We start from the raw sequence: 26,914 nt of genomic DNA on the forward strand, positions 1-26,914 counted from the left end.
ACGACCCGGCGGTCCGGAGTGGCCCACGACCGGACCCGCCCGGGCGGTGCCGCGGTGGTCCGGCGGGCTACGACGCGTCGTCCGCCGCCCGCGCCGTGCACTCCCGGCAGCTGCCGAAGATCGCGAAGTGCTTCATGTCCGTCGTGAAGCCGAAGTCCTCGCGCAGCTTGGCGGTGAACTCGGCCGCGACCGAGATGTCCGCCTCGATCACGCTCGTACAGTCCCGGCAGACCATATGAATATGGTGGTGCCGGTCCGCCAGGTGGTACGTGGGAGCGCCGTGCCCCAGATGGGCGTGCGAGACGAGCCCCAGCTCCTCCAGCAGCTCCAGCGTGCGGTAGACGGTGGAGATGTTCACCCCGGAGGCGGTTCTGCGCACCTCACCGAGGATGTCGTCCGGCGTCGCGTGTTCGAGCACGTCGACGGCTTCCAGCACAAGCTGGCGCTGCGGGGTCAGCCGGTAGCCGCGCTGACGCAGGTCGGTCTTCCAGTCGGTGCTCACCACGCCCCCCAGTGTAGGCAGGCGCGGCGGCCCCGGTCCCGACCGCTCGAAGCCGGACTGCTTTCCGGCCGGACCGCCGCAAGCCGGACCGCTCGAAGCGGGACTACGTGAAGCGGGACTACTTGAAGAAGGCGATGCCGTCGTCCGGGAGGTCTCCGAGGTCCTTCGCCCACGCGGCGACCTGGTCCGGGGTGACGACCTTCTTGAGGTGCGCCGACATGTACGGGCGCAGCGGGACCTCGGGGGTCGCCTTCTCGCCGACCCACATCAGGTCGCTGTTCACATAGCCGTACAGCCGCTTGCCCCCGCTGTACGGTCCGGAGGCCGCCGTGCGGGCCACCGCGTCGGTGACCAGATCGATCTGCGGCTTCTGGTCGGCCAGCTGCCCGTACCAGATCTCCACGACGCCCTGGTCGCGGACCATCACGACCTCGACCTTGCGGTCCTTGTCGATGCGCCAGTAGCCGGACTCGGACTCGATCGGCCTGACCTTCTTGCCCTCGCCGTCCAGCGCCCAGGTGTGCGAGACGTACTCGATGAAGTCCCGGCCGTCGTGGCTGAAGCTGACTTCCTGGCCGAAGTTGGCCTTCTCGTCACCGGGGAAGTCGAAGACGCCGACCCCCTCCCAGTCGCCGAGGAGGAAGACGAGGGGGACGAGGTCCGGGTGCAGGTCGGACGGAATCTCGATCATGAGAGCAGCTCAGGCGATCTGTAGGGGTGAGGTGGGCGGACCAGCGGTCAGGAGATCAGCGCTGGCCCTGGTACAGCTTCTTCACGGCCAGTCCGGTGAAGGCGAGGACGCCGACACAGACGAGGACCAGCAGGGTGGAGAAGAAGATCTCAAGCACGGGTGCTCCTCGGACGAGCGGTACGAGCGGTAGGGCCGGGCCCCAGCCTAATGGGTGGGCGCCCGGCCCTCTCGTCGAGGTACTCCGAGGTGGTACGGGACCGCTCCGAGGTGGTACGGGACCGCTCGGCCGAGACCCCGGCGCCGGGCCGCCCGCGTGGTCTCAGCAGCAAACAGAGGCTGCCCGCCCGCGATTACGATTCCGCGTATGCAATCCGCGAAGAAGCTCGTGATCAAGGTGACCGCCGGAGCCGACGCCCCCGAGCGCTGCTCCCAGGCGTTCACGGTGGCGGCGGTCGCCGCCGCCAGTGGGGTCGAGGTGTCGTTGTGGCTGACCGGTGAGTCGGCGTGGTTCGCGCTGCCGGGGCGGGCGGCGGAGTTCGAGCTGCCGCACGCGGCGCCGCTGCCGGAGCTGATCGAGACCGTTCAGGAAGGTGGCGGGATCACCCTGTGCACGCAGTGCGCGGCGCGGCGCGGGATCGAGGAGAAGGACGTGCTGGCGGGGGTGCGGATCGCCGGGGCGCAGGTCTTCGTCAGCGAGATCATGGCGGACGGCGTACAGGCGCTCGTCTACTGAGGCAGCGGGCCCGGGGCGTCCCGGCGGGCGCGGGGCGTCCCGGCGGGCCCGGGGCGTCCCGGCAGGCGCCCCAGGCGCTCCTGAGCCCCCGCCCTCGCCCTCGTCCTAGCGGCGCTTCCTGCGTTCCAGTTCGTCCAGCCACCGCTCCGACTTCCGCGTCTCGCGGGTCTCCGGGTCCTCCGGCGGTTCGTCCCACCACCGGTCGTCCTTGTCGCGGGTGTTGCCCACGATGGCGGCGATCGGCGGGAGCAGCAGCGCCACCACGCACAGCGCGATGGCGGCCGGGATCGACCAGATGCGCACGAAGGACCAGGCGGAGATGAAGAGGACCAGACATCCGCCCATGATCAGGAAGTAGCCGCGACGGCGCCGCGTGTACATACCCCCAGCGTACGACCGGAGCGCCGGAAGCCGCCGTACCCGTACGAGGAAGCGGTACCGCCCGGTACGGGAACAGCGGCGCCGCGGCGCCCCGCAACGGCGCGGAGGGCCGTGCCCCGTCAGTGGAAGCGTCCAACCCCCTGGGGCACGGCCCTCCGGCCGGTGCGGATGTGAACCAGCCGCGCGGAACTCAGACCGCGATCGCGACCTCGGCGAGGCCACCGGTCCGCGCGACGACCGTACGGTCCGCCGAGCCGCCGGGGACCAGGGCGCGCACCGTCCAGGTGCCCTCGGCCGCGTAGAAGCGGAACTGGCCGGTCGCCGAGGTCGGGACCTCGGCGGTGAACTCACCGGTCGAGTCCAGCAGGCGTACGTAGCCGGTGACGGGCTCGCCGTCACGGGTCACGGAGCCCTGGATGGTGGTCTCGCCGGGCTTGATCGTCGAGGCGTCCGGGCCGCCGGCCTGTGCTCCACACATACTGTTCAGTCCTTCTGTCGCAGGTCGGGGCAGGTTTACTTGTTGGCGCCGAGCTCGATCGGCACACCGACGAGGGAGCCGTACTCGGTCCACGAACCGTCGTAGTTCTTGACGTTGTCCACGCCGAGCAGCTCGTGCAGCACGAACCAGGTGAGCGCCGAGCGCTCACCGATGCGGCAGTAGGCGACGGTGTCCTTGGACAGGTCGATCCGCTCGTCCACGTAGAGCTGCTTCAGCTCGTCGTCCGACTTGAACGTGCCGTCGTCGTTGGCGTTCTTCGACCACGGGATGTTGCGGGCGGTCGGGATGTGGCCGGGGCGCTGCGACTGCTCCTGCGGGAGGTGCGCCGGGGCGAGCAGCTTGCCGCTGAACTCGTCGGGCGAGCGCACGTCGACCAGGTTCTGCGTGCCGATGGCGGCGACCGCGTCGTCCCGGAAGGCGCGGATCGAGGTGTCCTGCGCCTTGGCCTTGTACGCGGTGGTGGCGCGCGTCGGGACGGCCTCGACCAGGTCGCGGGAGTCCAGCTCCCACTTCTTGCGGCCGCCGTCGAGGAGCTTGACGGAGTCGTGGCCGTACAGCTTGAAGTACCAGTAGGCGTAGGACGCGAACCAGTTGTTGTTGCCGCCGTAGAGCACGACCGTGTCGTCGTTGGCGATGCCCTTGGCCGACAGGAGCTTCTCGAAGCCCTCCTGGTCGACGAAGTCGCGGCGGACCGGGTCCTGGAGGTCGCTCTTCCAGTCGATCCTGACCGCGTTCTTGATGTGGTTCTTGTCGTAGGCCGAGGTGTCCTCGTCGACCTCGACGATGACTACCTTCGGGTCGTCGATGTGGGCCTCGACCCAGTCGGCGTCTACCAGGACGTCACTGCGGCTCATGCTGTTCTCCTCCGGGGCAGTGTGCGGCGAGATGGTGCTGTGCGGTGGCTGCGGGGGTGGGCCGCTCTCGCGACTCGTGGGCTCCGGGCACCGGGCCGGCGCCGTACGGGCCGGGTGCGGTCCCGGAGCGTCCGGGCGGGGTCCTGAGCTGCGGCTCGAAGGGCCCGACGGAAGACGGGACGCGAACGTCCCGCTCAGAGAGTGCGACAGAGCATGGCGGCGACGCGGCACAGGTCTACTGCCCGCCGCTTCGTGAAGTCCGCCTGAAGCCTCATATGACCGATCGTAGGTACGTCACGAGCGCCATGTCACCGCCGTGTCGCATTCTGAGACGCGATCATCCACCAGTCGAGATGAAAAGGGACCGAACGCGGTACGGGACCCTCGTCCGAACGGCCGCTGCCGGCCGGACCCTCCCCCGCATCCTGCCCGCGGCTTCGGAACGGACACCACCGTCTCACCATCCGGCCGCCACCCGGCCGGGGCCACGCCGCCACACCGCCGGGCCGCATCGGCCCACCGCGGCCCACCGCGACCCGCCTCGGCCATCCCCGGCACGAAGGCCCGCCTCGGCTCATCCCCGGCGCGAAGGCCCGCCTCAGCCCGTCAGCGACACGTTCGTCCCCGTGCCCGTGAACCGCAGCCCGGCCTCCCCCGCCTCCACCTTGTCGAGCTTGACCGTCGACGGCAGCCCGTCGATCTTCATGTCGTAGTCCACCAGTCCGCGCAGCTGACTCTCGAAGCCCGGAATCGGCAGCGTGGGCAGGCTCTCGGACTTCAGCCGGACGGTGTCGCCGTTCACCAGAGAGACCGTGCTGTAGACGCTGAGCTCCTTGCCGTCCAGCAGCGACTTGACCGGCTCGGGGACGGAGACACCCGCGCCCTCCGTCACATCGGCCAGCGAACCCGACAGCTTGACCTGGCCCTTGGCGGCGCGCTCGGCGCCCGCGTAGGTGACGCTCACGCCCTCCGGGGCCGACTGCTGGAGGTCCGCGTACGAGATCCTGGCCGAGCCGTCGGCCCGTCCCGCCGTAGCGGAGGAGAAGCTGCTGTCGATCACGACGTCCTTGAGGACCGCCTTGACCTCGGTGACCTGGACCGTGCGGCCTTCCACGGTGGCGTTGACACCGCCGAGGCCGATCTCGATCTCCTCCAGGGAGGAGCCGAGGACCTGGGTGAGGAAGGGGAAGCCCTTGATGGACACCTCGGGGTCGGAGCTGAGCCCCTGGCTCGACCTGATCTTCTCGGCGACCTGGCCCTCGGCGAAGTGGACGGCCGCCCGGTCCGCCGCGACGAAGAGGCCGCCGAAGATCACGACGAGTATCAGCAGTATTCGCAGTGCGCGCATTGCTCGGTCTTCCCCCACCTGGTCGGTCATGACCCGGCAGGTCATGTACGTACCGTCACGTACCTACCGGTCATGTACGTATGACGTACGCGCGGGTGCGTGTACGTACGTGGTCCCGCTGCCGGTCCCGCCCGCGCGGCCGTGACCGGCAGCGTAACGCGGGCGGGCGGGCGGCAAACCGGATGCCGCCCGCCCACGTGATCGATCCCGGTCATCGACGCCCCGGCGGAGGCGAACGGTTCCCGCCGCCCGCCGCTGTACCCGGTCACCGGCCCCGGTGACACCGGCCGCCGTGCTCAGACCAGCGCGCGACCCAGCAGATAGACGGCCGGCGCGGCAGCGGTGAGCGGCAGGGCCACCCCGGCGGTCATGTGGACGAAGCGGGACGGGTAGTCGTAGCTCGCCGCCCGCAGCCCGATCAGCGCGCAGACCCCGGCCACCAGCCCCAGCAGCGCGCCCGAGCCGCCGCCCGGACCGTCCACGGCAGCGCCCACCGCGAAGCCGACGGCCGCGCCGGCCAGCGGGGCGGCCACGAGGGAGACGAGCCCCGGCAGCGGCAGCGCGCGGACCACGGTGGCCACAGCGACGGCGACCGCCCCGACGGTCACGGCGGCCGGCGGGGCCGCCAAGTGCCCGGCGGCGATGACGGCGAGGGCGGCGGAGACGACGGCGGCCAGCAGACCGGCCATCCGCTCGTCGCCGCTCGCGGGGCTGCGCAGTTGCAGCACGACGACGAGCAGCACCCACACCCCGAGCGTGCCGATGATCGCGGCGGCGCCGTTCTCCCGGCCCACCGCGAGCAGCGCGGCGTCGGCGACGAGGCCGCCGAGGAACGCGAGTGCTATGCCCTGCCGGGCCGGCCACATGCCGTTCAGCCGGAACCAGCCGGCCGCCGTGACGGCCTGGAGCAGCACCAGGGGTACGAGCAGCCCGTAGGACCCCAGGGCCGCGCCCCCGGCCATCAGCAGTCCGAGCAGCGCGGTCAGCCCGGCGGGCTGGATGCCGGGCGGGATGATCGGCGAGCGGCCCTCGGCGCGGGCGCGCTGGGCGTCGGTCATCCGGGCGGTGCCCATGGTGGTGGGCGCGCTGTAACCGGTGGTGTCGACGGGACCGGCCGCGCCGGGCGCGACAGGCCCCGGGCCGCCGGGCTGCCCGGCGTGCGTGGCGGCGGACGGCACGTCGAACGCGGGAGACCGCGCCGGACCCGAAGCCGGGGTCGGACCCGGACCATGGTCAGGGTCGGGGCCCGAAGCCGGGGCCGGACCCGGACCATGGTCGGGGGCCGGGGCTTGCGGGGGCAGATACGCGGTGTCGGCCGCCGCACCGGGCCGCTGGGGCTGATGCGGCTGCTGGGACCGAGGGGGCTGAGGGGGCTGCCCCGCCCACTGATACGGCTGTCCGTCCGCGTACCCGGGCCCCTGACCCGCGCCCTGCCCTTGCCCCGCGCCCTGCCCCTGGCCGCCGCCCTGCGCCTGTCCGGACGCCTGCGGCCGGATCTGCGGCTGGTACTGGGTGTCCCAGGTCTGCCCCTCCCACGTCTGCGCGGCGGGGACCTCCTGCTGTCCCCTCACCGGCTGCTGGGGCTCCACCCAGCCCTGCGGCGCGGGACGCGGGTCCCGGTCCCCGTACGGTCCGGGCTCCTGGTCCCGCCCCTGGCCCTGGCCCTGGCCCTGACCCTGACCGTACGGATACTGCTGATCGTTGCTCATATGCTGCGGTTCACCCTCCTGCGAACGGCGGGAGCACCTCGACCGTGCCGCCCTCGGCAAGGCGTACGGTCTCATGCCCACGGGTGCCCACGGGGTCGCCGTCGACGAGGAACGAGGATCTGCGGAGCACCCGGACCAGTTCGCCGGGGTGCCTCACCCGAGCGGCGTCCAGCGCCTCGGCGAGATTCTCCGCCGCGTACGGCTCCTCCGCGACCCCCGCGGCCGCCTTCGCCGCCGCCCAGTAGCGGATCGTGCCCGACGCCATGTCCGTCCCCCTTCTCCAGCGCTCCCCGCGCTCCCCGGCGCGCTGTCTGCCGCGCCCGGCGGCGGCCCGTGCTTACCCGTACGCCTGTACGTGCCCCTCGTTCCCCATGATGACGGAGAGTTCCGCGCATCTGTGCGCCCCCTGTGCCCCGCGTCACGCGAAACCTTCCGTACATGGTTCGTACACCCCGCCGATGCGGCGCCCGCACCCGTCGCACGCAGGGCGAACGCGGCTTTTTCGACCGCCGGGAAGCGCACCCGGACACCGTGCGCCCGACGCCGCGCACGCCCCGCCGAACACGTGATCTGCGGGATTGCCCCTCTCCGCCGGAACGCGAGTGGGTTATTCTCCTGTGCAGAGGATCCGGGCAATGCAGCCCCCGGGTCCTTTTGTGTTTCCCGCCCGGTGTTACAGCCAGATGACACAGACGGAATTCACAGACACAAGGAACAGAACGCACGAACGATTCAAACGAAACGGTTCGGCAAAGCGTTTCCCCGGGACGCGGGACTCGCACGCGGGACCAGCAGTACAGGCGTATACCAGCAGTACCAAGCAGTACCAAGCAGTACGAGCAGTACCGGCAGTACCCAGCAGTGCCGCATACGTCCTCGCAGGGACCGAGGAGGAACCGACGTAATGGGCAAGCGAACCGTGTACGACAACAGTCCGACCGAGGCAGGTGGGCGGCGATGAGTTCTCTGCTGCTTCTGACGAACGCGCTCCAGCCCTCCACCGAGGTGCTGCCCGCTCTCGGACTTCTGCTCCACAATGTGCGGGTGGCCCCCGCCGAGGGGCCCGCCCTCGTCGACACCCCTGGTGCCGATGTCATCCTGATCGACGGCCGCCGCGACCTTCCGCAGGTGCGCTCGCTCTGCCAGCTGCTGCGGTCCACCGGACCCGGCTGCCCGCTGATCCTCGTCGTCACCGAAGGCGGCCTCGCGGCCGTCACCGCCGACTGGGGCATCGACGACGTCCTGCTCGACACGGCCGGCCCGGCGGAGGTCGAGGCGCGGCTGCGGCTCGCGATGGGCCGCCAGCAGATCTCGTCCGACGACTCCCCGATGGAGATCCGCAACGGCGACCTGTCGGTCGACGAGGCGACGTACAGCGCGAAGCTCAAGGGCCGGGTCCTGGACCTGACCTTCAAGGAGTTCGAGCTGCTCAAGTACCTGGCACAGCACCCGGGCCGGGTCTTCACCCGGGCCCAGCTGCTCCAAGAGGTCTGGGGCTACGACTACTTCGGCGGTACGCGGACGGTCGACGTACACGTACGGCGGCTGCGCGCCAAGCTCGGCGTCGAGCACGAGTCGCTGATCGGCACCGTGCGGAACGTGGGTTACCGCTTCGTCACCCCGGAGAAGCCGGAGAAGACCGAGCGCGCCGCCGAGAAGCCCGAGCCGAAAACCGGCGCCGCGGCCTCCTCCTCCGCCGAGGACCGGAGCGACCGCGCGACGGCCGCCGGACCGGACGCGGGGCCCGGCCCGGGACCCGAAGCGGCGCGCGGGCGCGAAGCGGTGGAAGAAGCCGCCGTACAGCCTGCCAAGAGGTAGGTCACCCCGCGTAGACTGCCGCGCGTGGCCAAGGTGACGCGGGACGATGTGGCACGACTGGCGGGGACGTCGACTGCGGTCGTCAGCTACGTCATCAACAACGGACCCCGGCCGGTCGCCCCGGCCACGCGCGAGCGGGTGGTCGCCGCGATCAAGGAGCTGGGCTACCGCCCCGACCGGGTAGCCCAGGCGATGGCGTCGCGGCGGACCGACCTCATAGGAATGGTCGTGCCCGACGCCAGGCAGCCTTTCTTCGCGGAGATGGCGCACGCCGTGGAACAGGCAGCGGCCGAGCGCGGGAAAATGGTCCTCGTCGGGAACTCCGACTACCGGGACGAGCGCGAGGTCCACTATCTGCGGGCCTTCCTCGGCATGCGGGTCTCCGGACTGATCCTGGTCAGCCAGGGGCCGAGCGAGCGCGCCGCCGCCGAGATCGACGCCTGGGACGCCCGCGTGGTGCTGCTGCACGAGCGCCCGGAGAACATCGACGACGTCGCCGTCATCACGGACGACATCGGCGGCGCCCAGCTCGCCACCCGCCATCTGCTGGAGCACGGCCACCCCTACGTGGCCTGCCTCGGCGGCGTCGAGTCGACCCCGGCCGTGGGCGACCCGGTGGCCGACCACGTCGAGGGCTGGCGGCGGGCGATGCTGGAGTCCGGCCGCTCGGTGGAGGGCCGTCTCTTCCAGGCCCCGTACAACCGTTACGACGCCTACCTCATCGCGCTCGAACTGCTCGCGGGCCCCGACCGGCCCCCGGCCATCTTCTGCTCCACCGACGACCAGGCCATCGGCGTCCTGCGCGCCGCCCGCGAGCTGCGCATCGACGTGCCGGGCGAGTTGGCGGTCGCCGGCTTCGACGACGTCAAGGAGGCCGGTCTCACCGACCCGCCGCTGACGACGATCTCCTCCGACCGCCCCGCGATGGCCCGCGCGGCGGTGGACCTGGTGCTGGACGAGGGGCTGCGCGTCGCCGGTTCGCGCAGGGAGCGCGTGAAGCAGTTCCCCTCGGCGCTCATCCTCCGCCGCTCCTGCGGCTGCGCGTAGCTCCGCCCGCCACTCGCCGCACACCGGTCCCACGGGCCCCCTCACCGGCCCCGGCGGTCTTTATATGGGGCATACGCGGTTTTGTTGCCCTTCTCAGCGGACCCTCAGCCGGTTCTCATGTACGGGGCCGAGAGTCGTTCCCATGACCGACAACTACCGCAGCAGCGGCGACGCGGACAGCACGCAGCAGCAGCCCTCCACGGGGGCCGGGGGTGGGCAGGCGTGGCCGCCGCCGCCTTCGTACGGTCCTACGGTGTACGGCGACCCGGCGGCGATCCCCTCGGACGCCCCCGCCACCGCCACCGCCCCGGCTCCCACGCACCGGGCGAAGCGGCCGGTGGCGCTGCTCGCCGCCGTCGCGCTGGCCGCGGCGGTCGTCGGCGGGGGGTCGGCCGCGCTGGTGGGGCGGTGGACCGGCAGCGGTACGACCAGCGCCTCGTCGGTGGTCAGCGGGACGCCCGTCGCGCAGAGCAGCAAGGGGACGGTCGCCGGGGTCGCGCAGGCGCTCTCCCCCGCCATCGTGGAGATCAGCGCGACCTCCGCCGGCGGTGACGCGACCGGCTCCGGCGTGATCATCACGTCGGACGGCGAGATCGTCACCAACAACCACGTCATCGCGGGTGCCACCACGGTGAAGGTCCAGCTCAGCACGGGCAAGTCCTACCCGGCCAAGGTCGTGGGCACCGACGCCGACAAGGACCTCGCGCTGATCCGGCTGGAGGGCGCCAGCGGTCTGAAGACGGCCACGCTCGGCGACTCCGACCAGGTCGCCGTGGGCGACCAGGTGGTGGCCATCGGCTCCCCCGAGGGCCTGACCGGCACCGTCACGAGCGGCATCATCTCGGCCCTGAACCGCGATGTCACCGTCGCCAAGGACCAGGACCAGAGCCAGCAGCAACAGCAGCAGGGCGGTGGCGGGAACTGGCCGTTCGAGTTCGGCGGCCGGCAGTTCAACGGGGACACCGGGTCCTCGAAGACCACGTACAAGGCGCTCCAGACGGACGCCTCGCTCAACCCGGGCAACTCCGGTGGCGCGCTGATCAACATGAACGGCGAGATCGTCGGCATCAACTCGGCCATGTACGCCCCGAGTTCGTCGTCCGCCGACAGCGGCTCCAGCGCGGGCAGTGTCGGTCTGGGCTTCGCGATCCCCGTCAACACCGTCAAGGCCGACCTCGCCACCCTGCGCGCCGGCGGTACGAGCTGACGGCGACCGGCCGGCGGTCCGCCGCCGATGCCCGGCGCGCGCCACGAGGAGACACGGCACGTCCCACGAGGAGATACGTCATGACCAGCACGGAAACCGGCCCCATCCGCCCGGCGGGCCCCAGCGACCTGGCGCTTCCGCTCGCCCTCGTCCATGATCTTGCCCAGGCCCAGGCCCAGGCCGAGCGACGGGCCCGGGCCGAGCCACGGGCTCAGGCCCGTGCCGCCGTGCCCGCCCGCCGCGCGGACGAGGTCCGCACCGCCCCGGGGGCGCGCGGAGCCCGCCGCCGCCGGACGGCCGTGCGAGGCTGAGAGGCATCGTGGTAAGCGTTCCGCCGACCGACTGACGAGGTAGCAGCGAGATGAGTCCCGCCGAAGGCGATCCCCAGAGAATCCTGATCGTCGACGACGAGCCCGCCGTACGAGAGGCGCTTCAGCGCAGCCTCGCCTTCGACGGTTACGGGACCGAGGTCGCCGTCGACGGTCTCGACGCCCTCACCAAGGCCGCCGCCTACGGGCCCGACCTGATCGTCCTGGACATCCAGATGCCCCGGATGGACGGGCTGACGGCGGCCCGCCGGCTGCGAGCGGGCGGCTCCAAGGTGCCGATCCTGATGCTCACGGCCCGCGACACGGTCGGAGACCGGGTCACGGGGCTGGACGCGGGCGCCGACGACTACCTCGTCAAACCCTTCGAGCTGGACGAGCTGTTCGCCCGGATCCGCGCGCTGCTGCGGCGCAGCTCGTACGCGACGGAGGCCGGGGAGGTCCAGGCGGACGACGTCCTGGTCTTCGCCGATCTGCGGATGGACCTGACGACGCGCGAGGTCGTGCGCGGCAACCGGCGGGTGGAGCTGACCCGTACGGAGTTCACCCTGCTGGAGATGTTCATGGCGCACCCCCGGCAGGTGCTGACCAGGGAGCAGATCCTGAAGGCCGTGTGGGGCTTCGACTTCGAACCGAGCAGCAACTCCCTGGACGTGTACGTGATGTACCTGCGCCGCAAGACGGAGAGCGGCGGCGAACCACGTCTGGTGCACACGGTGCGGGGCGTCGGGTACGCGCTGCGCGCGGACGCCGCGAGCGGTCCCGGGCCGTCCCCGGCGGGCACCGGCGGATTCGGCGGCCCCGCGTGACCTCGCTCGCGCACCGGCTCCGCACGCTCCCGCTGCGCTCCCGGCTCGCCCTGCTGGTCGCCTCCGCCGTCGCGGTCGCGGTCGCGGTGGCGGCCGTCAGCTGCTGGCTGCTGACGCGCAACCAGTTGGAGAGCGAGCTGGACACGTCCCTCCAGAACTCGTCGGCGTCGCCGGACGCCGTACGTGACGCCCTCGCCAACTGCGACGCCCCCGAGAACAGCGACAACCGGGCCACATTCGCCTACACCCAGGTGATCCTGTCCGACGGGACCCGCTGCGTCACCTCGTACTCCGAGCCGGTCAAGGTGCAGCCGGAGGATGTCGGGGTCGCGCGCGGCTCCGAGCACAGCTCGCTGCACAACAGCACCACCGAGAGCGGCGCCAAGGTCCGCGTCTTCACCGTGCGCCTCTCCGACCGGCCCGGCGTCCGGGCCGCCGTCTCGGTGTCGCGGCCCCTCGCCGAGATCGACTCGTCGCTCAACCAGCTCGCGCTGCTGCTCGCGGCCGTCACCGGCGTCGGCATCCTCGGGGCGGGCGCGGCCGGGCTCTGGATCGCCCGCGCCGGGCTGCGGCCGGTCGACGGGCTGACCCGGGCGGTCGAGCACGTGGCCCGTACCGAGGACCTCACCGTGCGGATTCCCGTCGAGGGCGAGGACGAGGTGGCCCGGCTCTCCCGGTCCTTCAACTCGATGACCGCCGCGCTCGCCTCCTCCCGCGACCGGCAGTCGCAGCTGATCGCCGACGCCGGGCACGAGCTGCGCACGCCGCTCACCTCGCTCCGCACCAACATCGAGCTGCTCGCCCGCAGCGAGGAGACGGGCCGCGCGATCCCGCCCGAGGACCGCAAGGCGCTCATGGCGTCCGTCAAGGCGCAGATGACCGAACTCGCCTCGCTCATCGGGGATCTCCAGGAGCTGTCCCGCCCGGACGCCGCCGACCCCGGCCCGCTCCAGATCGTCGGGCTGCACACCACCATGACGAACGCGCTGGAGCGGGCCCGGCTGCGCGGCCCCGATCTGACGATCGAGGCCGACCTCAACCCCTGGTACGTACGGGCCGAACCGGCGTCGCTGGAGCGGGCGTTGGTCAATGTCCTGGACAACGCGGTGAAGTTCAGCCCGCCCGGCGGCGCGATCGAGGTCGCGATCGGCGTCGGCGGCGAGCTGACCGTACGGGACCACGGCCCGGGCATCCCGGCCGAGGAGCTGCCCCACGTGTTCGAGCGGTTCTGGCGTTCCTCCTCGGCCCGCGCGCTGCCCGGCTCCGGGCTCGGGCTGTCCATCGTGGCCCGTACGGTCCAGCAGACGGGCGGCGAGATCGCCCTGCGCCGGGCGGCGGGCGGCGGCACGGTCGCGGTCATCCGCATCCCGGGAGCGCCGACGCCGCCCCCGGAGACGTACTGACCGCGCCGCGCGCCGGCCGCGGGCCGGTAGCCGCGAGCCGATAGCCGCGGACCGGCCTGCGCCTACCGGCCCGCGGCTCGCGGACACGACCGGCGACGACCGGCGACGACCGGCGACGACCGGCTACTTCGGTTTCCCCACGCGCAGCTCCGAGCCGGCCAACCGCGCGTGGATACCGTCCCGCTGCACGGTGATGTGGCGCAGCCGCAGGTCACCGGGGGTCTTGGGGAGCGTGAAGGAGAGCGAGAGGCTGTCGGACAGCTCCGGGGGCCGCAGGTCGAGCAGCGCCTCGACGAGACCGGGTTCGAGCCCGGCCTCACGGAGCAGCTCGGGGTGGTCCGCCACCACGTCGATCAGGTTGAGCCCCATCAGCCGCTGCGCGAAACGCGGGGTGCCGGTGAGGCGCGCCAGCGCGTCCTCGTTGCGCAGCGCTTCCCGTACCGCCGGCTGCGGCACGCCGAGCCGGCGCACGACGGCGGGCACTTCGAGCAGTTCGCGGACGCGGTCCTTCTCCTCGGCGATCCGGGCGGCGGCCTCGGGCGCCAGCCGCAGTCCCGAGTGCGCGCGGTCCTTGCCGGGGCGGTAGGTGGCGATGCCGGGGACGTCCAGCCGTATGCCGTCCACGACGGTGGAGACGGCCCGGTCGCCGTCCTGCCGGATATGCGCCAGCGCGCGCAACCGCAGGTCGGTGCCGACGAGCGGGAGCGATCCTTCGATCCGTACGGACCCGGCGCCGTTCTCGGTGAACTTCACCTGGGAAGCGCCCAGTTCGCGCCCGAGGTCGTCGAAGGCGAGCAGTACCCTCCCGTCCAGCTTCCCGATGACCGCGCCGGTGACGGAGGCGGGCAGGTCGCCCTCGACACGGATGTCCTCGGCGTCCGCCCGTACCTCGGCGAGCGAGACCCGGTCGGCGGCGACGTGCGGGACGGCGACATCGACGCGGTCGAGCCGCTTGGTCAGGACCTGCGTGAGGAACGGGAAACCGTGGATGTCGACCGCCGGGCGGGCCACGAGGTTGAGTGAACGCTGAAGCTGCGACTCGGCCCTGTCCTGCGCGTACAGCACGGCGGTGCGGTCCGCGAGCAGCAGGAAGGCCGCGCAGACGAGGATCGCGACGGTCGCCTTGAGGGCGGCGGGCAGCGACCCGAAGCGCCGCCGGGCCCGGCGGTCGCGGCGGTCGCGGCGGTCGCGGCGGTCGCGGCGGTCGCGGCGGTCGCGGCGGCTGAGGACTCCCCGGCGTCCGGCCCGGTGGTCGGGTGGGGACGCGGGCTGGGACTGGAACGGCGACGGGGGCTGGGACGGGGACGGGGACGGCGACTGGGACGGGGACGGGGAGGCGTGGTCGGGCATGCGTGTGGGGGGTCGCATCGACTCATCCCAACACGCATGCCCAGCACGTATGCAAGTTCGAGGGGGAGGTACCGGCGTATCCCACCACGAACGCGACGCGTCACACGCGGTTACGGCGGCCTCCGGTTCAGCCGTTGTGCCGGATCAGCGACTCGACCAGCCCGGCCCGGGTCGCGGGGAAGTCCAGCGGGACGATCCCCAGCCCGCGCCACCCGCTCCCCTCCGACCCGTCCAGCAGGGTGTGGACCTGGGGGTTGAGCCGGTCCGAGTTCCAGCGCGGCGGCAGCAGCGCCGCCGTGCTCACGTAGTTGATGAACATCTTGCCGGGCTCCCGCGCCGCCTTGCGGAACTGCGCTTCGATCTTCGGGTACTTGGCCCCGGGCTCCGCCTGGTAGTCGTCCTGGATGTCGAAGAGACCGCCGTCCCCGTACCGCACCCCCGGCAGACCGGCGTTGTCCGCGAGCAGCACGACCCGGCCGCGCGCCTCGCCGAGCGTGGGCAGATTGCCGTCGAGCCGGAAGAGGGAGCGCCAGCCCTTCCCGTCGAGGTACGTGTCGAAGATCCGCCGGAACTCGCCGTCGCTCTCGGTCGAGTACTCCTGCTTGACGCGCATCAGCACGGTCTCGGAGGGGTGGGCCTGGAGAAAGCCCCGGCAGGCGCCGAGAACGTCGTCGAAGTTGAGGTTCTGGTAGTAGGCGGCATGATGAATCGTGAACGCGTTCTCGAACGCCCGGCACCGCACGTCCAGGAACCGCACACCGCTGTCGAGCTGCTCGGCGATGGTGGTCGTCTGGCAGGCCACGTAGAGCCCACCGGAGCGCGCGCCGGAGTTGTGCGTACCGGGGATGGTCAGCCGCTGTACGGGCGTGGAGTCGGCGAAGCCGCCCATCCAGTCCTGCGTGGCGAACACCCGCGCCCCGTCCGCCGCGGCGGCGGCGCCGGCCCCGACGCCCACGAGAGCGGTCGCGGAAGCGGCGAGCGCGCCGGCGAGGAAGCCGCGCCGGGCAAGTCCGCCTCCGGAAGCCGGAGTTGACGCGTACGTGGGGGTGGCGGTCGGCGCGTACGTGGGGGTGGTGCGGTGGTACGTGGCCATGTGGGGGACCTCCGTAAGCCGTGCTGTCGAGTGATCCCTCGGAGTATGACCGGTACACATCACACAGGAACAGCCCTTCCGTCCGGGCCGAGTTGGAGCGGAGAGACCCGCGGACGGCCCACGGCGCGGCTCACGGCGTCGACCGGGACGGCGCCTCCGGCGACGACGGCTCGGCCGGCCGCCCCGGCGACGATCCCGACGCCCGCACGACAGCCGGCGCCGGCGCAGGTACGGGACGCGGGGCCGGCCCGACCGACGCCGGCGGCGCACCGGCTTCGGCCTGTGAACGCTCCAGACCGACGGGCCCGCCCAACGCCACTACGAGCGGCACGGCGTCAGCCCCGTCGAGGACCCCGACGGACTGCGCAACGAGGAGGACGAACCCGATGTCCGCCACACTTGGCAGCCTCGGGCACAGGAGTCCGTATTCGGTGCACGCGGTGCACGATCGGGGCGGCCACCCGTCCGAGCGGCCACACTGCTCACACCCCGCCCCGACTGCTGCGCCTGTCGCGCTCGGCGACCCGCGCACTCAGCCGGCCGACGGCGGACCGGGAGGCGGAGGGGGGCGCGAAGCCGGGGGCACGGCTGCCCGGCGCCGGGCCGGGCCCGGGCCCGGATCCGGGAGCCTGCTCAGGGGGTACGGGCGCAGGCATCGGCGAGATCTCCCGGGGCACGAGGAGCGAGCCATTCATCCCAAACGTAGCGATCAGCAAGGACAGCCGCTGTCGTGCGTAGCTCCCCTTCACGCCGCCCACCCCCTAAGCCCCTGCGCCACCCGGCTCAGCAACTCCACTGTCGGCTCGGCGAATTTTCGGGGCACGGAAGCAGGTACCAGCCGCCAGTAGCCATCGGCGGGGATCACGGAACCGTCACACTTCGGCGGATCCGCTCGATCGGCGGCAAGTTGAGGTGTCGTCTCCAGCGCACTGAACGTCATGCCATCCCCTCGGACAGAGAGAAAGAAGAGAACAGGGTCGCCCCCGATCACCCTCCGCCGGCGTGACGAGCGTCGGGCACGGGGGCGAGCCCTGTCGGGACACTCCCCCCAACAGGCGCAGTACTGAGGGAAGTTGCGCAGCTTCAGGCATGGTCATGCCGAGGAATCAGCCCGAAGCGGCGACACTGACGAAGCTAGCGTTTGCGACGATCCCGTATCAAGTGTTTGACCTCTAACGAGTGATACCAGTTTCTTTAGCTAGTGCTACGACGTTTCACCGGGCTAGCGTCCCTCAACCGTTGGACCGGGCAGCGAACGCGCCGGTCCAACGGCATCCACCAGGCAAAAGCGCACACCCGTGCGCTCAACAAGGAGGAGGACGCATGAGCGTTCAGACCGTCGATACGCGTGAGACACCGGAGCCCGCCCTGAAGGGGTGGCGCGGCGTGCCGTTCCGGCTGCCCGACGTTCCGGATCACACAGCCGAGGCGGCCGATGGCGGAAAGCACGACGGAGGCCCCAAGCCGCCCGAGGCGCCGCGTGAGCCCAGCGGCGGCGACCAGAGCGGAGGCGGCGGCTCCGAATAGCCGAGGGCAGACGTGTCCGCTCGAACAGCTCCCATAGGTAAGCCCTGCCGGGCCGCCGGCAGGGCTTTCCGTCCATCTGAGCCCGCAACGCAACGAGCGGCCTCCCCTCTGCGCCAAGGGGAGACCGCCCGCTACCAGAACATGGCGAACTTACGCCAGGTCGTCGAACTCACCCTCCCTCGCGCCACCGAGGAAGGCGCGAAGCTTGGCGCGGGTGGTGCGGATGACGACATCGGGGTTGTCGCTCTCACGCATCAGGATCTCGCCGTTGTGCTCGGCGAGTTCGAGACAGTTATTGTTGCCCTCAGCCGTTGACTTAGAGGACTTACGCCACCGAATTTCCATTATCCTCACGCCTTCATACTTGTTTTGCGACTTGCCGAATGAAGTCTCGCGAAGCCTCCGGATCGAGCGACAGCCTCTCGATCCGATCCAGCACTGCTCGATAGTTCACGAGCCGCGTTTCGGCATCCAGAAATGCAGGGCCGGTCGTGGTGTCCAGCTGCACGGTGTCGAGCTGCGGGACAGGACCAGTCACGTATTGTGTCGAACCGCCCGGCTCCGGGAAACCGCCGGCCGCGAACGGGATCGTACGGACGATGACGTTGTCCCGCTCCGACTCCTTGAGAAGGTGCTCAAGCTGGCTTCGGGCCACCCTGGAGCCGCCGTACGTCATCCTCAGCGCAGCCTCATGGACGAGAAAGGTACAGATCGGCGCGTTCTCTCGATCGAGCACATCGCGCCGCTTCAGCCGGTGGGAGAGCCAGCGCCGCAGCCGTGTCGGACTCGGCGGCGGCACAGCCTCCGCGAACACGGCACGGGCGTAGTCCTCGTTCTGAAGCAAGCCGGGCATATACATGATCTGCACCGACCGAATTCCGACGGCGTGATATTCCAACTCGGCCAGATCGAGCGCCCCGCCGGAAAGCTCACCTCGATACTCCTCCCACCAGCCCTTGACGCGCTCCTCCGCCATACCGGCGAGCGCGTCGACATAGGCCGCGTCCGGACATTCATAGTGTCCGGCCCATGTGCGCACTCGCGAACCACTCACTCCGAACCGTCCTGATTCGGTGTTGCTGATGGTGGTGCGATCGGTGCGGAGCAGAGCTGCGGCTTCGGCGGGCGTCAGTCCGGCGTGCTCACGCATCTTGCGCAGCTCGGCACCCAGCCTGCTCTGCCGGGCAGTTGGCGGCTTCCTCGGTGGCATCGACTTCCCCTCTATCGGATCCCAGTGTGGCCTGTATCCCCCGAAGGGATCTACTTCTCACATATCTTATAGACACGGGTACAACATTTTAGATGGAGGCGCTACGGTCATCCCAGCACCGCGTCGTTCGCCGACGAGACCGAAGTGCAGCCACTCCCGCGCGCCCTGAACCAGGGCCACAGGCATGGCCATTGCCACGGCGGGCGGACAACGCACCAGCTCAGACAGCAGCGTTGGGAGTACGACATGACCACCGTGACCGCCACCGCATCCGCCGCTCCCCCGCCCTCTCGGGGCGGGGAGACGTACCGGCTGGCACTGCCGAACACGCCAACTGCCCCCAAAATCGCACGTAGTTTCGTCAGCTCACTGCTGACCATCAGCGAACACAACGCGCTCGTGGACGACGCGCGGATCTGCGTGTCCGAAGTCGTCACCAACGCCCACCGCCACACCCGGACGCCGCTGATCCGCGTGGCCGTGATGGTCGGTGTCCGTCAGGTGACCGTGGCGGTGACCGACGACAAGCCCTGGCTTCTGCCCATCCCCACGGCCGCCGCCCGCGCGAAAAGCGACGCGCAAGGCGGGACGAACCAGGCCGAGTTCGAGGACGGACGGGGTATCGCCCTCGTGGCGAACCTCGCGCACGCGTGGGGAGCGACCATCTACGCCTCCCACCCCACCGGCCGGAAAGCCATCTGGTTCACCCTGGAGTCGCCGGGGTGATGGAGTCCGCGACCTCTCCCGGTCCGTGGGATTTCGTCGTGACGGCGGCCGGTGTCGCCGTCGTGGCGGTGGGGGTGCTCTGCGCGTCGATACCAACCGTCAAGCGCACCCCCACGCAGACCGACAAGAAGCCCCGCTCAGGCTCCGGCACGGACGGGGGACCACGCGCACCGGGCACACCGCACCGCACTGCGGGCCGGTCGGAAACCTGAGCGCCCTCGGCCCGACCTGCCGGGCCGGCCCGACCGGCGCCGGCGCGACTCCGTGCGCGGATGCGCATGTCCGCTGATGCGAACGTGAGTATGACTACTCAGGTGCCCGACGTTCGGCAGAGGCAGTGTGGAGGTCGACAGAGACCGAACAACCACCGTATCCAGGAGACCAGACATGGCCGACTCAGCGCGTTCCCTGCCCCAGACCCTCCGCCACCACCTGGTGAACCCCGTGGCCCTCGGTTATCTGGCGATCGTGGCCGCCGTGTGCGCCTGGGTCACGGTGGACACGCTCTTCGTCGCGCACCAGGACGCCAGCCTCGCCGGGGTGTGGGCCTTCTTCGTCACCGGCCCGACCTCGTTCCTCTTCGTCGCCCTCCCCGGCCCGCTGCCCTTCATCGGCATCGCCGTGGGCGCTTTCGTCCAGGCGTTCGCCCTCGGCGCCCTCTATCGCTGGTTCACCAAGCGGCCCCCGCACCGCACCCACTCCAGCGCCGCCTGATGCGCCGAGGCCGAGGCGCCAAAGGCGTCGAGGCACGGTGGAAGCGGCCGGTCACGGGCAGCGCCTACGGCATCTCCGCCGCCACGGCGTACCCGCCCGAGCAGCCCGGAACGTACAGCGCCCCGGAGGCAGGAAACAGCCTCCGGGGCGCTGCGCGTGCGGTGCGTACCGCGTGCGTGCGGTCCGTACAACGAGGACACCCGTCCGCACGCGGCCGGGTGTCCTCGGCTGCCTCGGCTGCCTCGGCTACAGGAACGAGTTGATCTCGATCGTCTCCGTACGGCCCGGTCCGACGCCGATCGCCGAGATCGGCGCGCCCGACATCGCCTCCAGCGCCTTCACGTACGCCTGCGCGTTCTTCGGCAGGTCGGAGAAGGTCTTCGCCTTCGTGATGTCCTCCGACCAGCCCGGCAGGTACTCGTAGATCGGCTTCGCGTGGTGGAAGTCGGTCTGGCTGTACGGGAGTTCCTCGACGCGCTTGCCGTCGATCTCGTACGCCACGCACACCGGGATCTGCTCCCAGCCGGTGAGGACGTCCAGCTTGGTGAGGAAGAAGTCCGTCAGGCCGTTGACCCGCGTCGCGTACCGCGCGATCACCGCGTCGAACCACCCGCAGCGGCGGTCGCGGCCCGTCGTGACACCGCGCTCGCCGCCGATGCGGCGCAGCGCCTCGCCGTCGTCGTCGAGCAGCTCGGTCGGGAACGGACCGGCGCCGACGCGCGTCGTATAAGCCTTGAGGATGCCGATGACCCGGCTGATCTTCGTCGGACCGACGCCCGCGCCCGTGCAGGCTCCGCCGGCCGTCGGGTTGGACGAGGTGACGAAGGGGTATGTGCCGTGATCCACGTCGAGCAGCGTGCCCTGGCCGCCCTCGAAGAGGACGACCTTGCCTTCGTCGATCGCGTTGTTCAGGACCAGCGTCGTGTCGCTGACGTACGGCTTGAGCTGGTCCGCGAAGCTCAGCAGCTCCTCGACGATCTTGTCGGCCTCTATGGCGCGCCGGTTGAAGACCTTGGCGAGGAGCTGGTTCTTCGACTCCAGCGCCGCTTCGACCTTCTGCTCCAGGATCGACTCGTCGTAGAGGTCCTGGACGCGGATGCCGGTGCGGTTGATCTTGTCGGCGTAGGTCGGGCCGATGCCGCGGCCGGTCGTGCCGATCTTCCGCTTGCCGAGGAAGCGCTCGGTGACCTTGTCGACCGTGACGTTGTACGGCGTGATCAAATGGGCGTTTCCGCTGATCAGCAGCTTGGACGTGTCGACACCGCGCTCGTTGAGCCCGCTCAGCTCGGAGAGCAGGACGGCCGGGTCGACCACCACTCCATTACCGATCACCGGGGTACACCCCGGGGAGAGGATTCCGGAAGGGAGAAGATGCAGTGCGTACTTCTGGTCGCCCACGACGACCGTGTGGCCGGCGTTGTTGCCGCCCTGATAGCGCACGACATAGTCCACGGACCCACCGAGCAGGTCGGTGGCCTTTCCCTTGCCTTCGTCACCCCACTGAGCACCGAGCAGCACAAGTGCGGGCACAGGCGTACACCCCTTCCGGGCGGGGCATGTCCAAGGTCAGGGGGCGCACAAACGTCGTACGAGACAACTCTGACCGTCGGACCGGATGCCCCGGAATAGACGAAGCCCCTGGCGCAATAGCGCAAGGGGCTCTTGCACAAAGATGCTACCCGAGGAAGGACCGAGGTGTCGGCTCCAGAGCCCGCCGAGAACGGCGCGCAGCAGCTTCTGGTGGTCATCGACCCGGTCGCAGGCCGGACCGACGGCGAATCCGTGCGGATCGCGAGAGACGTGCTCAGCGGTGGGGCTTCGGTGAAACTCTGTTTCCCCGAGGGCCCGGAGGAGCTGGCGCGGGCGCTGGCCCGGCGCGGAAACAGACGGCCGGTGCTGGTCGGCGACGACCGGGCGCTGCTGCGGATGGTCGCCCTGCTCCACCGGGAGCGCGAGCTGTCCGCGGGGGCGCTCTCGCTGGTGCCGATCGGGGCGTCGGTGGATCTGGCGTGCTCACTGGGCGTGCCGACGGGTGCGGTGGCCGCGGCGCGGGCGGTGCTGGACGGCGCGGTGCGCCGGCTGGATCTGCTGGTGGACGACAGCGACGGCGTGGTGCTGGGCGACCTCCGTATCCCGGCCCTGCCCGCGCACGGGCCCGGGGGTGCGGACCGTGCGGACCGTGCGGACGGCGGGGATACGGAGAGCGGCGTCGGTGCCGGCGTCGTGCCCGCGGCGGCGCAGATGTGGCACACCTGCCGCTCCCTGGTCCGTACGTTGGTACGGCCCGTCCCGCAGGCCGTCGCCGCGCACCGGCACCGGCTGCGGGTGGAGGCGGACGGGGTGCTGCTGAGCGATCTGGACGAGCCGGTCGAGGGGGTGACGGTGCGCTCGTGCGCCGGACGCGCCGAGGTCGTGATCCGCAGATGCGCCTCGGCGGAGCCGGTGACGGCGAGCGCGCTGTCCGTGACGGTGTCGGGCGCGGACTTCCGCTACCGGGCGGACGCCCGGGTCACCGGTCCCGTGCGGACCAGGACCTGGACGCTGCGGCCGGGGGCGTGGGGGCTGACGCTGCCGTCGGGCACGGGGACGGGGCGGCTCGGGTAGCCCCGGACACCGCGGCGGTCCCGAGTGCCAGTACGCCCGTGCGGGCGGCTGAGGTCTGCGGAGTACCGGCTGAGGCCGGTACTCGCCGGGCCGGTACGAGCCGGGCCGGTACGAGCCGGGCCGGTACGAGCCGGGCCGGTACGCGGATAACCTCACGCACGGCGCCGTTGAGCGAAGAGTGGAAGCCGAGCGATTCTGGGCGTGGAGAGCGATGACGGAGACAGTGTTCCGCACGGACGACATCCCCTCCCGGGAGCGCTTCGACTACTGGCGCGACCTGATGGTCACCACGGTGTGCCCCATGGAATTGAGCAGCCCGGCCGCCGCGGATTTCCAGGCGGAGATGCGCATAGTCCAGCTCGGCTCCCTGGTGGTGTGGCCGACCTCGCTGGCCTCGCTGAAGTGGGTCAGAAAGCCCCAGATGATCCGGAGCACCGACCCGGATTACTACCATTTGACGCTTCCGCTGAGCGGCCGGGTGGATGTCGCGCAGCGGGACCACCGCACCGTTCACTACCGGCGCCAGATGTACATCGTCGACACCAATCAGTCCTTCGAATGCCGCAATTCCGGTAATTCCACCCGGGGCATCGGCCTTGAGATACCCAAAGAGCTGGTCGATCTGCCCGCCGACACGATCTCCCGGCTGCTGGCGCACCAGTTCTCGGGGCGGGAGGGCGTCGGGGCGTATCTCGCGGATTTCCTCACCCGTGTCGCCGAGAGCCCGGCCCCCCGGCCGGCGGACGCGGTCCGGCTGGGCGGCATCCTCACGGATCTGCTGAACGCGACGCTGGCGCACAGCCTGGAGGCCGAGGAGGAGCTGTCGCCGGCGGCGCGCCGGCGGTCCCTCGCCCTGTCCGTCAAGGCGTTCATCCGCGAGAACCTGGGCGACCCGAGCCTCACCGCGAGCGCGGTGGCCGCTTCGCACCACATCTCGAACAGCTATCTGCACGGGATGTTCCGCGGTGAGGAGACCACCGTCTCGGCCTGGATCAGACAGCTGCGGCTCGAACGCATCCGCCGGGACCTGGCCGACCCCTCACAGCTCTCGCTGCCCATCAGCCATATCGCCGCCCGGTGGGGCTTCACGCACTACGCCGTCTTCTGCCGCGCCTTCCGCGCCGCGTACGGACTCCCGCCCCGGGACTACCGTCACCTGTCCCACGACGCCGCCGCCTCGTCGGCCGCAACTGTGGACGCCTGATCAACACGTAGTGCACGCAGCGTCAACGACAGCGGGGCCCTGGGTAATTAAAGTGGCTCGTGAGACAGAGGGTGATCGCGGCGGAACAGGCGGCGGTCCTGATCACGTGGTCCCACGTCCTCTGCGCTCACCAGTCAATCGCCGGTACGGGGGTACGGCGAACGGCTTCCCGAACGGCCCGTCGCTCCATGGACGGGCCGTTCGGGCTTTCCCCCGCACACCGCACACCGCGAACCGCATACCGCGCACCGCGAACCGCGCGCCGCACACCGCGCGCCGCGCCGATCCACCCGGTCCACCACGCCGGGTCGGCGCGTCACCGTGGACCCGGAGCACCCACGGGCCCCGGGGCTCAGCGGATGTAGTTCTTCAATTCCTCGGTGTCGAGTTCGACGGAGACCGGCCCCGGCACCATGAGCTTCATGCCGAAGTCGGCCACTTGCCGAAAACCGTAGCCACCGGGCGTCGGCTCGCTGTGCGCCGTGACCGTGCCGTGGCCACGGTCGATCAGCGGAAAGACCGGAATCCCCGCCGCCGCATAGCCGGCCGGCTTCTCCTCGCGGTCCCGCCGGTCGGTGTCCCAGTCGTACGAGGTGACCTCGACGGTCATCAGCACAGGCGCCGGATCCGCCCAGTCGCCCGCTCCGGCGAAAGCCTTGTCCGGCGCCAGAAGGGCACCCGGTTTGGCCCGGCCGTTGCGGTACTCCTCGACCAGAATCCCGATCTCGCCGCCCGCGTACAGCCACAGGTCCGGCCGGGCCTGCTTACAGCGCTTCTGGAGCCACCGGATGATCTCGGCGTGATCGCCGTCCGTCATACCCTTGAATCCGATCCGTCCGTTGGTGAACTCCAACCTGACGGCGTCGGACTCCCGCTCGACGAGCCGGCCGATCCTCTCGAACTCCTCGACGGGCATCTGACCGGCGCGCTCTGTCATGACTGTCACGGTGCACCTCCTGCCAGGCGGACACCAGCATGACCCAGCCGTGATCAGCCGAAACGGTCCTCCGCGATCCGATCATCCGAGTGAGTGATCACATGACCGGCGCCCCGGCGGCCCCGGTGGTCGACGGTGGTCCCGCGATCCCCCGGCGGCCCCGGCGGCCCCGGCGGCCCTCGTCGCTCACGCCGGCGTCACCAGCCGCGCCTCGTACGCGAAGACCGCCGCCTGCGTACGGTCGCGCAGCCCCAGCTTCACCAGGATGCGGCTCACATGCGTCTTGATCGTGGACTCCGCGACGACCAGGTGCTCGGCGATCTCCGCGTTCGACAGGCCCTGCGCGATCAGCACCAGGACCTCCGTCTCGCGCTCCGTGAGATCGCCGATCCGGGCCATCGCGGGCGGTCGCGGAGCATCCGCGATCTTGGAGAACTCGGTGATGAGGCGGCGGGTGACGGTCGGGGCGAGCAACGCCTCACCGGAGGCCACCACCCGTACCCCGTCCGCCAGTTGCCGCGCCGAGGCGTCCTTCAGCAGGAAGCCGGAGGCGCCGGCACGCAGCGCCTGGTAGACGTACTCGTCCAGGTCGAAGGTGGTCAGGACCAGCACCTTCGCGTCGGCGTTCGCCGCGACGATCTCCCGGGTCGCGTCGATGCCGTTCAGCTCCGGCATCCGGATGTCCATCAACACCACGTCGGGGTGGAGCGCCGCGACCTGGCCCACGGCCTCGCGGCCGTTCACCGCCTCGCCCACGACCTCGATGTCCGGCATCGCGTTCAGCAGCACCGAGAAGCCCTCGCGGACCATCACCTGATCGTCCACGATCAGCACCCGGATGGTCATGACGCGTCCCCGTCCCTCACCACGGCCACCGGAATGAAGGCCGCGACCTCGTAGCCGCCGTCCTCGGTCGGAGCGGCGGTCATCTCACCGTTCAGCATCGTGACACGCTCCCGCATCCCCGTGACGCCGTGCCCCGCGCCCGGCGACGGCTTGACCAGGCGGCTCGGCGCCGTGTTGACGATGCGCAGGCCCAGACCGCTCAGTACGTAGCCGATTTCGACGCTCGCGGTCGATCCCGGCGCGTGCCGCATCGCGTTGCTCAGCGCCTCCTGGACGATGCGGTACGCCGACAGCTCGACGCCCTGCGGCAGCTCGCGCACCGCGCCGGTGACCGTCTTCCGTACGGTCAGTCCGGCGTCGCGGACGTTGTCGAGCAGCCCGTCAATGTCGGCGAGGGTCGGCTGCGGGGCGTCGGGTGCCTCGTAGTCGTCCGCCCGTACGACCCCGAGGATGCGGCGCAGCTCGGTCAGCGCGGCCACGGCGTTCTCGCGGATCGTGACGAACGCCTGCTCCAGCTCGGGCGGCGGATTCTCCACCCGGTACGGGGCGGCCTCGGCCTGGATCGCGACGACCGACATGTGGTGGGCGACCACGTCGTGCAGCTCGCGGGCGATGGTGGTGCGCTCCTCCAGCAGCGTGCGCCGGCCGCGTTCGACGGCGGTGACGCTCTGCTGCGCGGCGACCTCCTGGTCCGCCTCGCGACGGACGTGCAGGATGCTCACGGTCAGCAGGACGAGCGCGGAGCAGAAGAGCATCGGGAGGGTGGTGGAACCGCCGTAACTGTAGCTGCGGTTCAGGAACGCCTCGGAGAACATCGCGTACCCGGCCGTCACCCCCCACATCCAGGCGGCGGTGCGCGGGCCGGTCCTGATGGCCACCACCGTGATCACGGCGAAGTAGCCGACGAAGGAGGTGGGGGTCCAGGGCCAGTCGTGAAAGCTGAAGACATTGGTGACCAGCGAGACCGCCAGCGCCAGCCACCAGGCGCCGACGGGCCTGATCAGCGTCAGGAGCAGCGGGAACACCGGCAGGAGGTTGAGCAGACCGCGATCCTCGACGGCGTAGGCGAACATGATCAGCGCCACCCCGACGATCAGCGCGTGCGGCGTCCAGACCGCGAACTGGCGTATCGGTCCGGGCAGCCGACGGGTGAAGCGACCGTCCGTACGCATGGGGCGGAGCGGGCGGTAGGCGAAGGCGTCGTGGAAGAGTTCGTGGCGCAGGCCGCTGAGCGCGCCCGTGGCCATGCGGAACTCACTGTTCCGGGACTGCCCGGTTTCGGTATCGGTCACGCTTCCAAGGTATGGGGCGGCGGAAGCGCGGTCGTCAGCACGGAAGCGGATTGTTCCCGGTCCGTCCCAGGTACTACGCGGTCC

28 protein-coding genes are annotated in these 26,914 nt (G+C 70.8%); 12 read left to right on the forward strand and 16 right to left on the reverse strand.

Annotated features, from left to right (window positions below; genetic code table 11):
- Positions 1-67: 67 nt before the first annotated feature.
- Together ACFY6S_RS17105 and ACFY6S_RS17110 are read right to left on the reverse strand one after the other, a co-directional pair.
- Complete coding sequence (locus ACFY6S_RS17105; RefSeq protein ID WP_329065420.1) at positions 68-505, reverse strand: transcriptional repressor; 438 nt, start codon at positions 503-505, stop codon at positions 68-70.
- A gap of 115 nt (positions 506-620) precedes the next feature.
- Complete coding sequence (locus tag ACFY6S_RS17110; protein ID WP_388817189.1) at positions 621-1,193, reverse strand: FABP family protein; 573 nt, start codon at positions 1,191-1,193, stop codon at positions 621-623.
- Positions 1,194-1,557: 364 nt separating this feature from the next.
- Between ACFY6S_RS17110 and ACFY6S_RS17115 the strand changes: the two genes are divergently transcribed.
- Positions 1,558-1,926 carry a DsrE family protein gene (locus ACFY6S_RS17115; RefSeq protein ID WP_388817192.1) on the forward strand — a complete coding sequence of 123 codons (369 nt, stop codon included), beginning with the start codon at positions 1,558-1,560 and terminating at the stop codon, positions 1,924-1,926.
- Positions 1,927-2,031: 105 nt separating this feature from the next.
- On the opposite strand, the gene ACFY6S_RS17120 is transcribed toward ACFY6S_RS17115, so the two are convergent.
- The 6 genes from ACFY6S_RS17120 to ACFY6S_RS17145 all read right to left on the reverse strand — a co-directional run bounded on the left by ACFY6S_RS17120 (position 2,032) and on the right by ACFY6S_RS17145 (position 6,982).
- Positions 2,032-2,307, reverse strand: a complete 276-nt coding sequence (locus ACFY6S_RS17120) for a DUF3099 domain-containing protein (RefSeq protein WP_388817195.1) — start codon at positions 2,305-2,307, stop codon at positions 2,032-2,034.
- Between the two features lie 190 nt (positions 2,308-2,497).
- Positions 2,498-2,785 carry a DUF1416 domain-containing protein gene (locus tag ACFY6S_RS17125; protein ID WP_388817198.1) on the reverse strand — a complete coding sequence of 96 codons (288 nt, stop codon included), beginning with the start codon at positions 2,783-2,785 and terminating at the stop codon, positions 2,498-2,500.
- A gap of 35 nt (positions 2,786-2,820) precedes the next feature.
- Positions 2,821-3,660, reverse strand: coding sequence for a sulfurtransferase (locus ACFY6S_RS17130; protein ID WP_388817201.1), 840 nt, complete (start codon positions 3,658-3,660; stop codon positions 2,821-2,823).
- A 598-nt stretch (positions 3,661-4,258) separates the two neighbouring features.
- Positions 4,259-5,008, reverse strand: a complete 750-nt coding sequence (locus tag ACFY6S_RS17135) for a DUF2993 domain-containing protein (protein WP_388817204.1) — start codon at positions 5,006-5,008, stop codon at positions 4,259-4,261.
- 296 nt (positions 5,009-5,304) lie between these two features.
- Positions 5,305-6,717: a hypothetical protein gene (locus ACFY6S_RS17140; protein ID WP_388817207.1), complete on the reverse strand. Its 1,413-nt coding sequence runs from the start codon at positions 6,715-6,717 to the stop codon at positions 5,305-5,307.
- Between the two features lie 10 nt (positions 6,718-6,727).
- Positions 6,728-6,982 (reverse strand): MoaD/ThiS family protein, encoded by a 255-nt coding sequence (locus tag ACFY6S_RS17145; RefSeq protein ID WP_388817210.1) that lies wholly within the window; start codon positions 6,980-6,982, stop codon positions 6,728-6,730.
- 692 nt (positions 6,983-7,674) lie between these two features.
- On the opposite strand from ACFY6S_RS17145, the gene ACFY6S_RS17150 reads away from it, so the two are divergent.
- The 6 genes from ACFY6S_RS17150 to ACFY6S_RS17175 all read left to right on the forward strand — a co-directional run bounded on the left by ACFY6S_RS17150 (position 7,675) and on the right by ACFY6S_RS17175 (position 13,327).
- Positions 7,675-8,535 carry a response regulator transcription factor gene (locus tag ACFY6S_RS17150; protein ID WP_388817213.1) on the forward strand — a complete coding sequence of 287 codons (861 nt, stop codon included), beginning with the start codon at positions 7,675-7,677 and terminating at the stop codon, positions 8,533-8,535.
- 24 nt (positions 8,536-8,559) lie between these two features.
- Positions 8,560-9,582 carry a LacI family DNA-binding transcriptional regulator gene (locus tag ACFY6S_RS17155; RefSeq protein ID WP_388817216.1) on the forward strand — a complete coding sequence of 341 codons (1,023 nt, stop codon included), beginning with the start codon at positions 8,560-8,562 and terminating at the stop codon, positions 9,580-9,582.
- Positions 9,583-9,724: 142 nt separating this feature from the next.
- On the forward strand, positions 9,725-10,789 hold the full coding sequence (locus tag ACFY6S_RS17160) for a S1C family serine protease (protein ID WP_388817219.1): 1,065 nt from the start codon (positions 9,725-9,727) through the stop codon (positions 10,787-10,789).
- A gap of 80 nt (positions 10,790-10,869) precedes the next feature.
- Positions 10,870-11,100, forward strand: coding sequence for a hypothetical protein (locus ACFY6S_RS17165; protein ID WP_388817222.1), 231 nt, complete (start codon positions 10,870-10,872; stop codon positions 11,098-11,100).
- 50 nt (positions 11,101-11,150) lie between these two features.
- Positions 11,151-11,924, forward strand: a complete 774-nt coding sequence (locus ACFY6S_RS17170; protein ID WP_388817225.1) for a response regulator transcription factor — start codon at positions 11,151-11,153, stop codon at positions 11,922-11,924.
- Positions 11,921-13,327 carry a sensor histidine kinase gene (locus ACFY6S_RS17175; protein ID WP_388817228.1) on the forward strand — a complete coding sequence of 469 codons (1,407 nt, stop codon included), beginning with the start codon at positions 11,921-11,923 and terminating at the stop codon, positions 13,325-13,327. The genes ACFY6S_RS17170 and ACFY6S_RS17175 overlap by 4 nt, the downstream gene beginning before the upstream one ends.
- Before the next feature lie 123 nt (positions 13,328-13,450).
- On the opposite strand, the gene ACFY6S_RS17180 is transcribed toward ACFY6S_RS17175, so the two are convergent.
- Together ACFY6S_RS17180 and ACFY6S_RS17185 are read right to left on the reverse strand one after the other, a co-directional pair.
- Positions 13,451-14,695, reverse strand: a complete 1,245-nt coding sequence (locus ACFY6S_RS17180) for a DUF2993 domain-containing protein (RefSeq protein ID WP_388817231.1) — start codon at positions 14,693-14,695, stop codon at positions 13,451-13,453.
- Positions 14,696-14,804: 109 nt separating this feature from the next.
- The gene (locus ACFY6S_RS17185; RefSeq protein ID WP_388817234.1) at positions 14,805-15,770 is read right to left on the reverse strand and encodes a phosphatidylinositol-specific phospholipase C; all 966 of its coding nucleotides are present in this window, start codon (positions 15,768-15,770) and stop codon (positions 14,805-14,807) included.
- Between the two features lie 1,323 nt (positions 15,771-17,093).
- Between ACFY6S_RS17185 and ACFY6S_RS17190 the strand changes: the two genes are divergently transcribed.
- A complete protein-coding gene (locus tag ACFY6S_RS17190) occupies positions 17,094-17,297 on the forward strand; it encodes a hypothetical protein (RefSeq protein WP_388817236.1) in 204 nt (67 codons plus the stop codon).
- Positions 17,298-17,447: 150 nt separating this feature from the next.
- Here the strand turns inward: ACFY6S_RS17190 and ACFY6S_RS17195 are convergent, their stop codons facing one another.
- Positions 17,448-17,642 (reverse strand): DUF397 domain-containing protein, encoded by a 195-nt coding sequence (locus ACFY6S_RS17195; protein ID WP_388818059.1) that lies wholly within the window; start codon positions 17,640-17,642, stop codon positions 17,448-17,450.
- Positions 17,643-17,655: 13 nt separating this feature from the next.
- A complete protein-coding gene (locus tag ACFY6S_RS17200) occupies positions 17,656-18,507 on the reverse strand; it encodes a Scr1 family TA system antitoxin-like transcriptional regulator (protein WP_388817239.1) in 852 nt (283 codons plus the stop codon).
- A 246-nt stretch (positions 18,508-18,753) separates the two neighbouring features.
- Between ACFY6S_RS17200 and ACFY6S_RS17205 the strand changes: the two genes are divergently transcribed.
- Positions 18,754-19,233, forward strand: coding sequence for an ATP-binding protein (locus tag ACFY6S_RS17205; RefSeq protein ID WP_388817242.1), 480 nt, complete (start codon positions 18,754-18,756; stop codon positions 19,231-19,233).
- 387 nt (positions 19,234-19,620) lie between these two features.
- The gene (locus tag ACFY6S_RS17210) at positions 19,621-19,947 is read left to right on the forward strand and encodes an SCO4225 family membrane protein (RefSeq protein WP_388817245.1); all 327 of its coding nucleotides are present in this window, start codon (positions 19,621-19,623) and stop codon (positions 19,945-19,947) included.
- A 246-nt stretch (positions 19,948-20,193) separates the two neighbouring features.
- Here the strand turns inward: ACFY6S_RS17210 and ACFY6S_RS17215 are convergent, their stop codons facing one another.
- Positions 20,194-21,477, reverse strand: a complete 1,284-nt coding sequence (locus ACFY6S_RS17215; RefSeq protein WP_388817248.1) for an adenylosuccinate synthase — start codon at positions 21,475-21,477, stop codon at positions 20,194-20,196.
- A gap of 165 nt (positions 21,478-21,642) precedes the next feature.
- Between ACFY6S_RS17215 and ACFY6S_RS17220 the strand changes: the two genes are divergently transcribed.
- Together ACFY6S_RS17220 and ACFY6S_RS17225 are read left to right on the forward strand one after the other, a co-directional pair.
- Positions 21,643-22,551: a diacylglycerol kinase gene (locus ACFY6S_RS17220; RefSeq protein ID WP_388817250.1), complete on the forward strand. Its 909-nt coding sequence runs from the start codon at positions 21,643-21,645 to the stop codon at positions 22,549-22,551.
- Between the two features lie 211 nt (positions 22,552-22,762).
- Entirely contained in the window at positions 22,763-23,755 is a 993-nt protein-coding gene (locus tag ACFY6S_RS17225) for an AraC family transcriptional regulator (protein ID WP_388817253.1), read from the forward strand.
- Positions 23,756-24,107: 352 nt separating this feature from the next.
- Here ACFY6S_RS17225 and ACFY6S_RS17230 read toward each other — a convergent pair whose 3' ends face one another.
- The 3 genes from ACFY6S_RS17230 to ACFY6S_RS17240 form a co-directional block, all read right to left on the reverse strand.
- Complete coding sequence (locus ACFY6S_RS17230) at positions 24,108-24,701, reverse strand: Uma2 family endonuclease (protein ID WP_388817257.1); 594 nt, start codon at positions 24,699-24,701, stop codon at positions 24,108-24,110.
- 177 nt (positions 24,702-24,878) lie between these two features.
- Entirely contained in the window at positions 24,879-25,538 is a 660-nt protein-coding gene (locus ACFY6S_RS17235; protein WP_388817260.1) for a response regulator, read from the reverse strand.
- A complete protein-coding gene (locus tag ACFY6S_RS17240; protein ID WP_388818063.1) occupies positions 25,535-26,785 on the reverse strand; it encodes a sensor histidine kinase in 1,251 nt (416 codons plus the stop codon). Before ACFY6S_RS17240 ends, ACFY6S_RS17235 begins: the two co-directional genes overlap by 4 nt.
- Positions 26,786-26,914 lie beyond the last annotated feature (129 nt).

It is taken from the genome of Streptomyces sp. NPDC012835, assembly GCF_042900885.1.
Taxonomy (GTDB): Bacteria; Actinomycetota; Actinomycetes; order Streptomycetales; family Streptomycetaceae; genus Streptomyces.

Excerpts from the sequence above, each read along its gene's own strand:
- ACFY6S_RS17110 (WP_388817189.1), bottom strand. The coding sequence starts at position 1,193 with ATGATCGAGATTCCGTCCGACCTGCACCCGGACCTCGTCCCCCTCGTC.
- ACFY6S_RS17115 (WP_388817192.1), top strand. The coding sequence starts at position 1,558 with ATGCAATCCGCGAAGAAGCTCGTGATCAAGGTGACCGCCGGAGCCGAC.
- ACFY6S_RS17120 (WP_388817195.1), bottom strand. The coding sequence starts at position 2,307 with ATGTACACGCGGCGCCGTCGCGGCTACTTCCTGATCATGGGCGGATGT.
- ACFY6S_RS17125 (WP_388817198.1), bottom strand. The coding sequence starts at position 2,785 with ATGTGTGGAGCACAGGCCGGCGGCCCGGACGCCTCGACGATCAAGCCC.
- ACFY6S_RS17130 (WP_388817201.1), bottom strand. The coding sequence starts at position 3,660 with ATGAGCCGCAGTGACGTCCTGGTAGACGCCGACTGGGTCGAGGCCCAC.
- ACFY6S_RS17135 (WP_388817204.1), bottom strand. The coding sequence starts at position 5,008 with ATGCGCGCACTGCGAATACTGCTGATACTCGTCGTGATCTTCGGCGGC.
- ACFY6S_RS17140 (WP_388817207.1), bottom strand. The coding sequence starts at position 6,717 with ATGAGCAACGATCAGCAGTATCCGTACGGTCAGGGTCAGGGCCAGGGC.
- ACFY6S_RS17145 (WP_388817210.1), bottom strand. The coding sequence starts at position 6,982 with ATGGCGTCGGGCACGATCCGCTACTGGGCGGCGGCGAAGGCGGCCGCG.
- ACFY6S_RS17150 (WP_388817213.1), top strand. The coding sequence starts at position 7,675 with ATGAGTTCTCTGCTGCTTCTGACGAACGCGCTCCAGCCCTCCACCGAG.
- ACFY6S_RS17160 (WP_388817219.1), top strand. The coding sequence starts at position 9,725 with ATGACCGACAACTACCGCAGCAGCGGCGACGCGGACAGCACGCAGCAG.
- ACFY6S_RS17165 (WP_388817222.1), top strand. The coding sequence starts at position 10,870 with ATGACCAGCACGGAAACCGGCCCCATCCGCCCGGCGGGCCCCAGCGAC.
- ACFY6S_RS17170 (WP_388817225.1), top strand. The coding sequence starts at position 11,151 with ATGAGTCCCGCCGAAGGCGATCCCCAGAGAATCCTGATCGTCGACGAC.
- ACFY6S_RS17180 (WP_388817231.1), bottom strand. The coding sequence starts at position 14,695 with ATGCGACCCCCCACACGCATGCCCGACCACGCCTCCCCGTCCCCGTCC.
- ACFY6S_RS17185 (WP_388817234.1), bottom strand. The coding sequence starts at position 15,770 with ATGGCCACGTACCACCGCACCACCCCCACGTACGCGCCGACCGCCACC.
- ACFY6S_RS17190 (WP_388817236.1), top strand. The coding sequence starts at position 17,094 with ATGAGCGTTCAGACCGTCGATACGCGTGAGACACCGGAGCCCGCCCTG.
- ACFY6S_RS17195 (WP_388818059.1), bottom strand. The coding sequence starts at position 17,642 with ATGGAAATTCGGTGGCGTAAGTCCTCTAAGTCAACGGCTGAGGGCAAC.
- ACFY6S_RS17200 (WP_388817239.1), bottom strand. The coding sequence starts at position 18,507 with ATGCCACCGAGGAAGCCGCCAACTGCCCGGCAGAGCAGGCTGGGTGCC.
- ACFY6S_RS17205 (WP_388817242.1), top strand. The coding sequence starts at position 18,754 with ATGACCACCGTGACCGCCACCGCATCCGCCGCTCCCCCGCCCTCTCGG.
- ACFY6S_RS17210 (WP_388817245.1), top strand. The coding sequence starts at position 19,621 with ATGGCCGACTCAGCGCGTTCCCTGCCCCAGACCCTCCGCCACCACCTG.
- ACFY6S_RS17225 (WP_388817253.1), top strand. The coding sequence starts at position 22,763 with ATGACGGAGACAGTGTTCCGCACGGACGACATCCCCTCCCGGGAGCGC.
- ACFY6S_RS17235 (WP_388817260.1), bottom strand. The coding sequence starts at position 25,538 with ATGACCATCCGGGTGCTGATCGTGGACGATCAGGTGATGGTCCGCGAG.
- ACFY6S_RS17240 (WP_388818063.1), bottom strand. The coding sequence starts at position 26,785 with ATGGCCACGGGCGCGCTCAGCGGCCTGCGCCACGAACTCTTCCACGAC.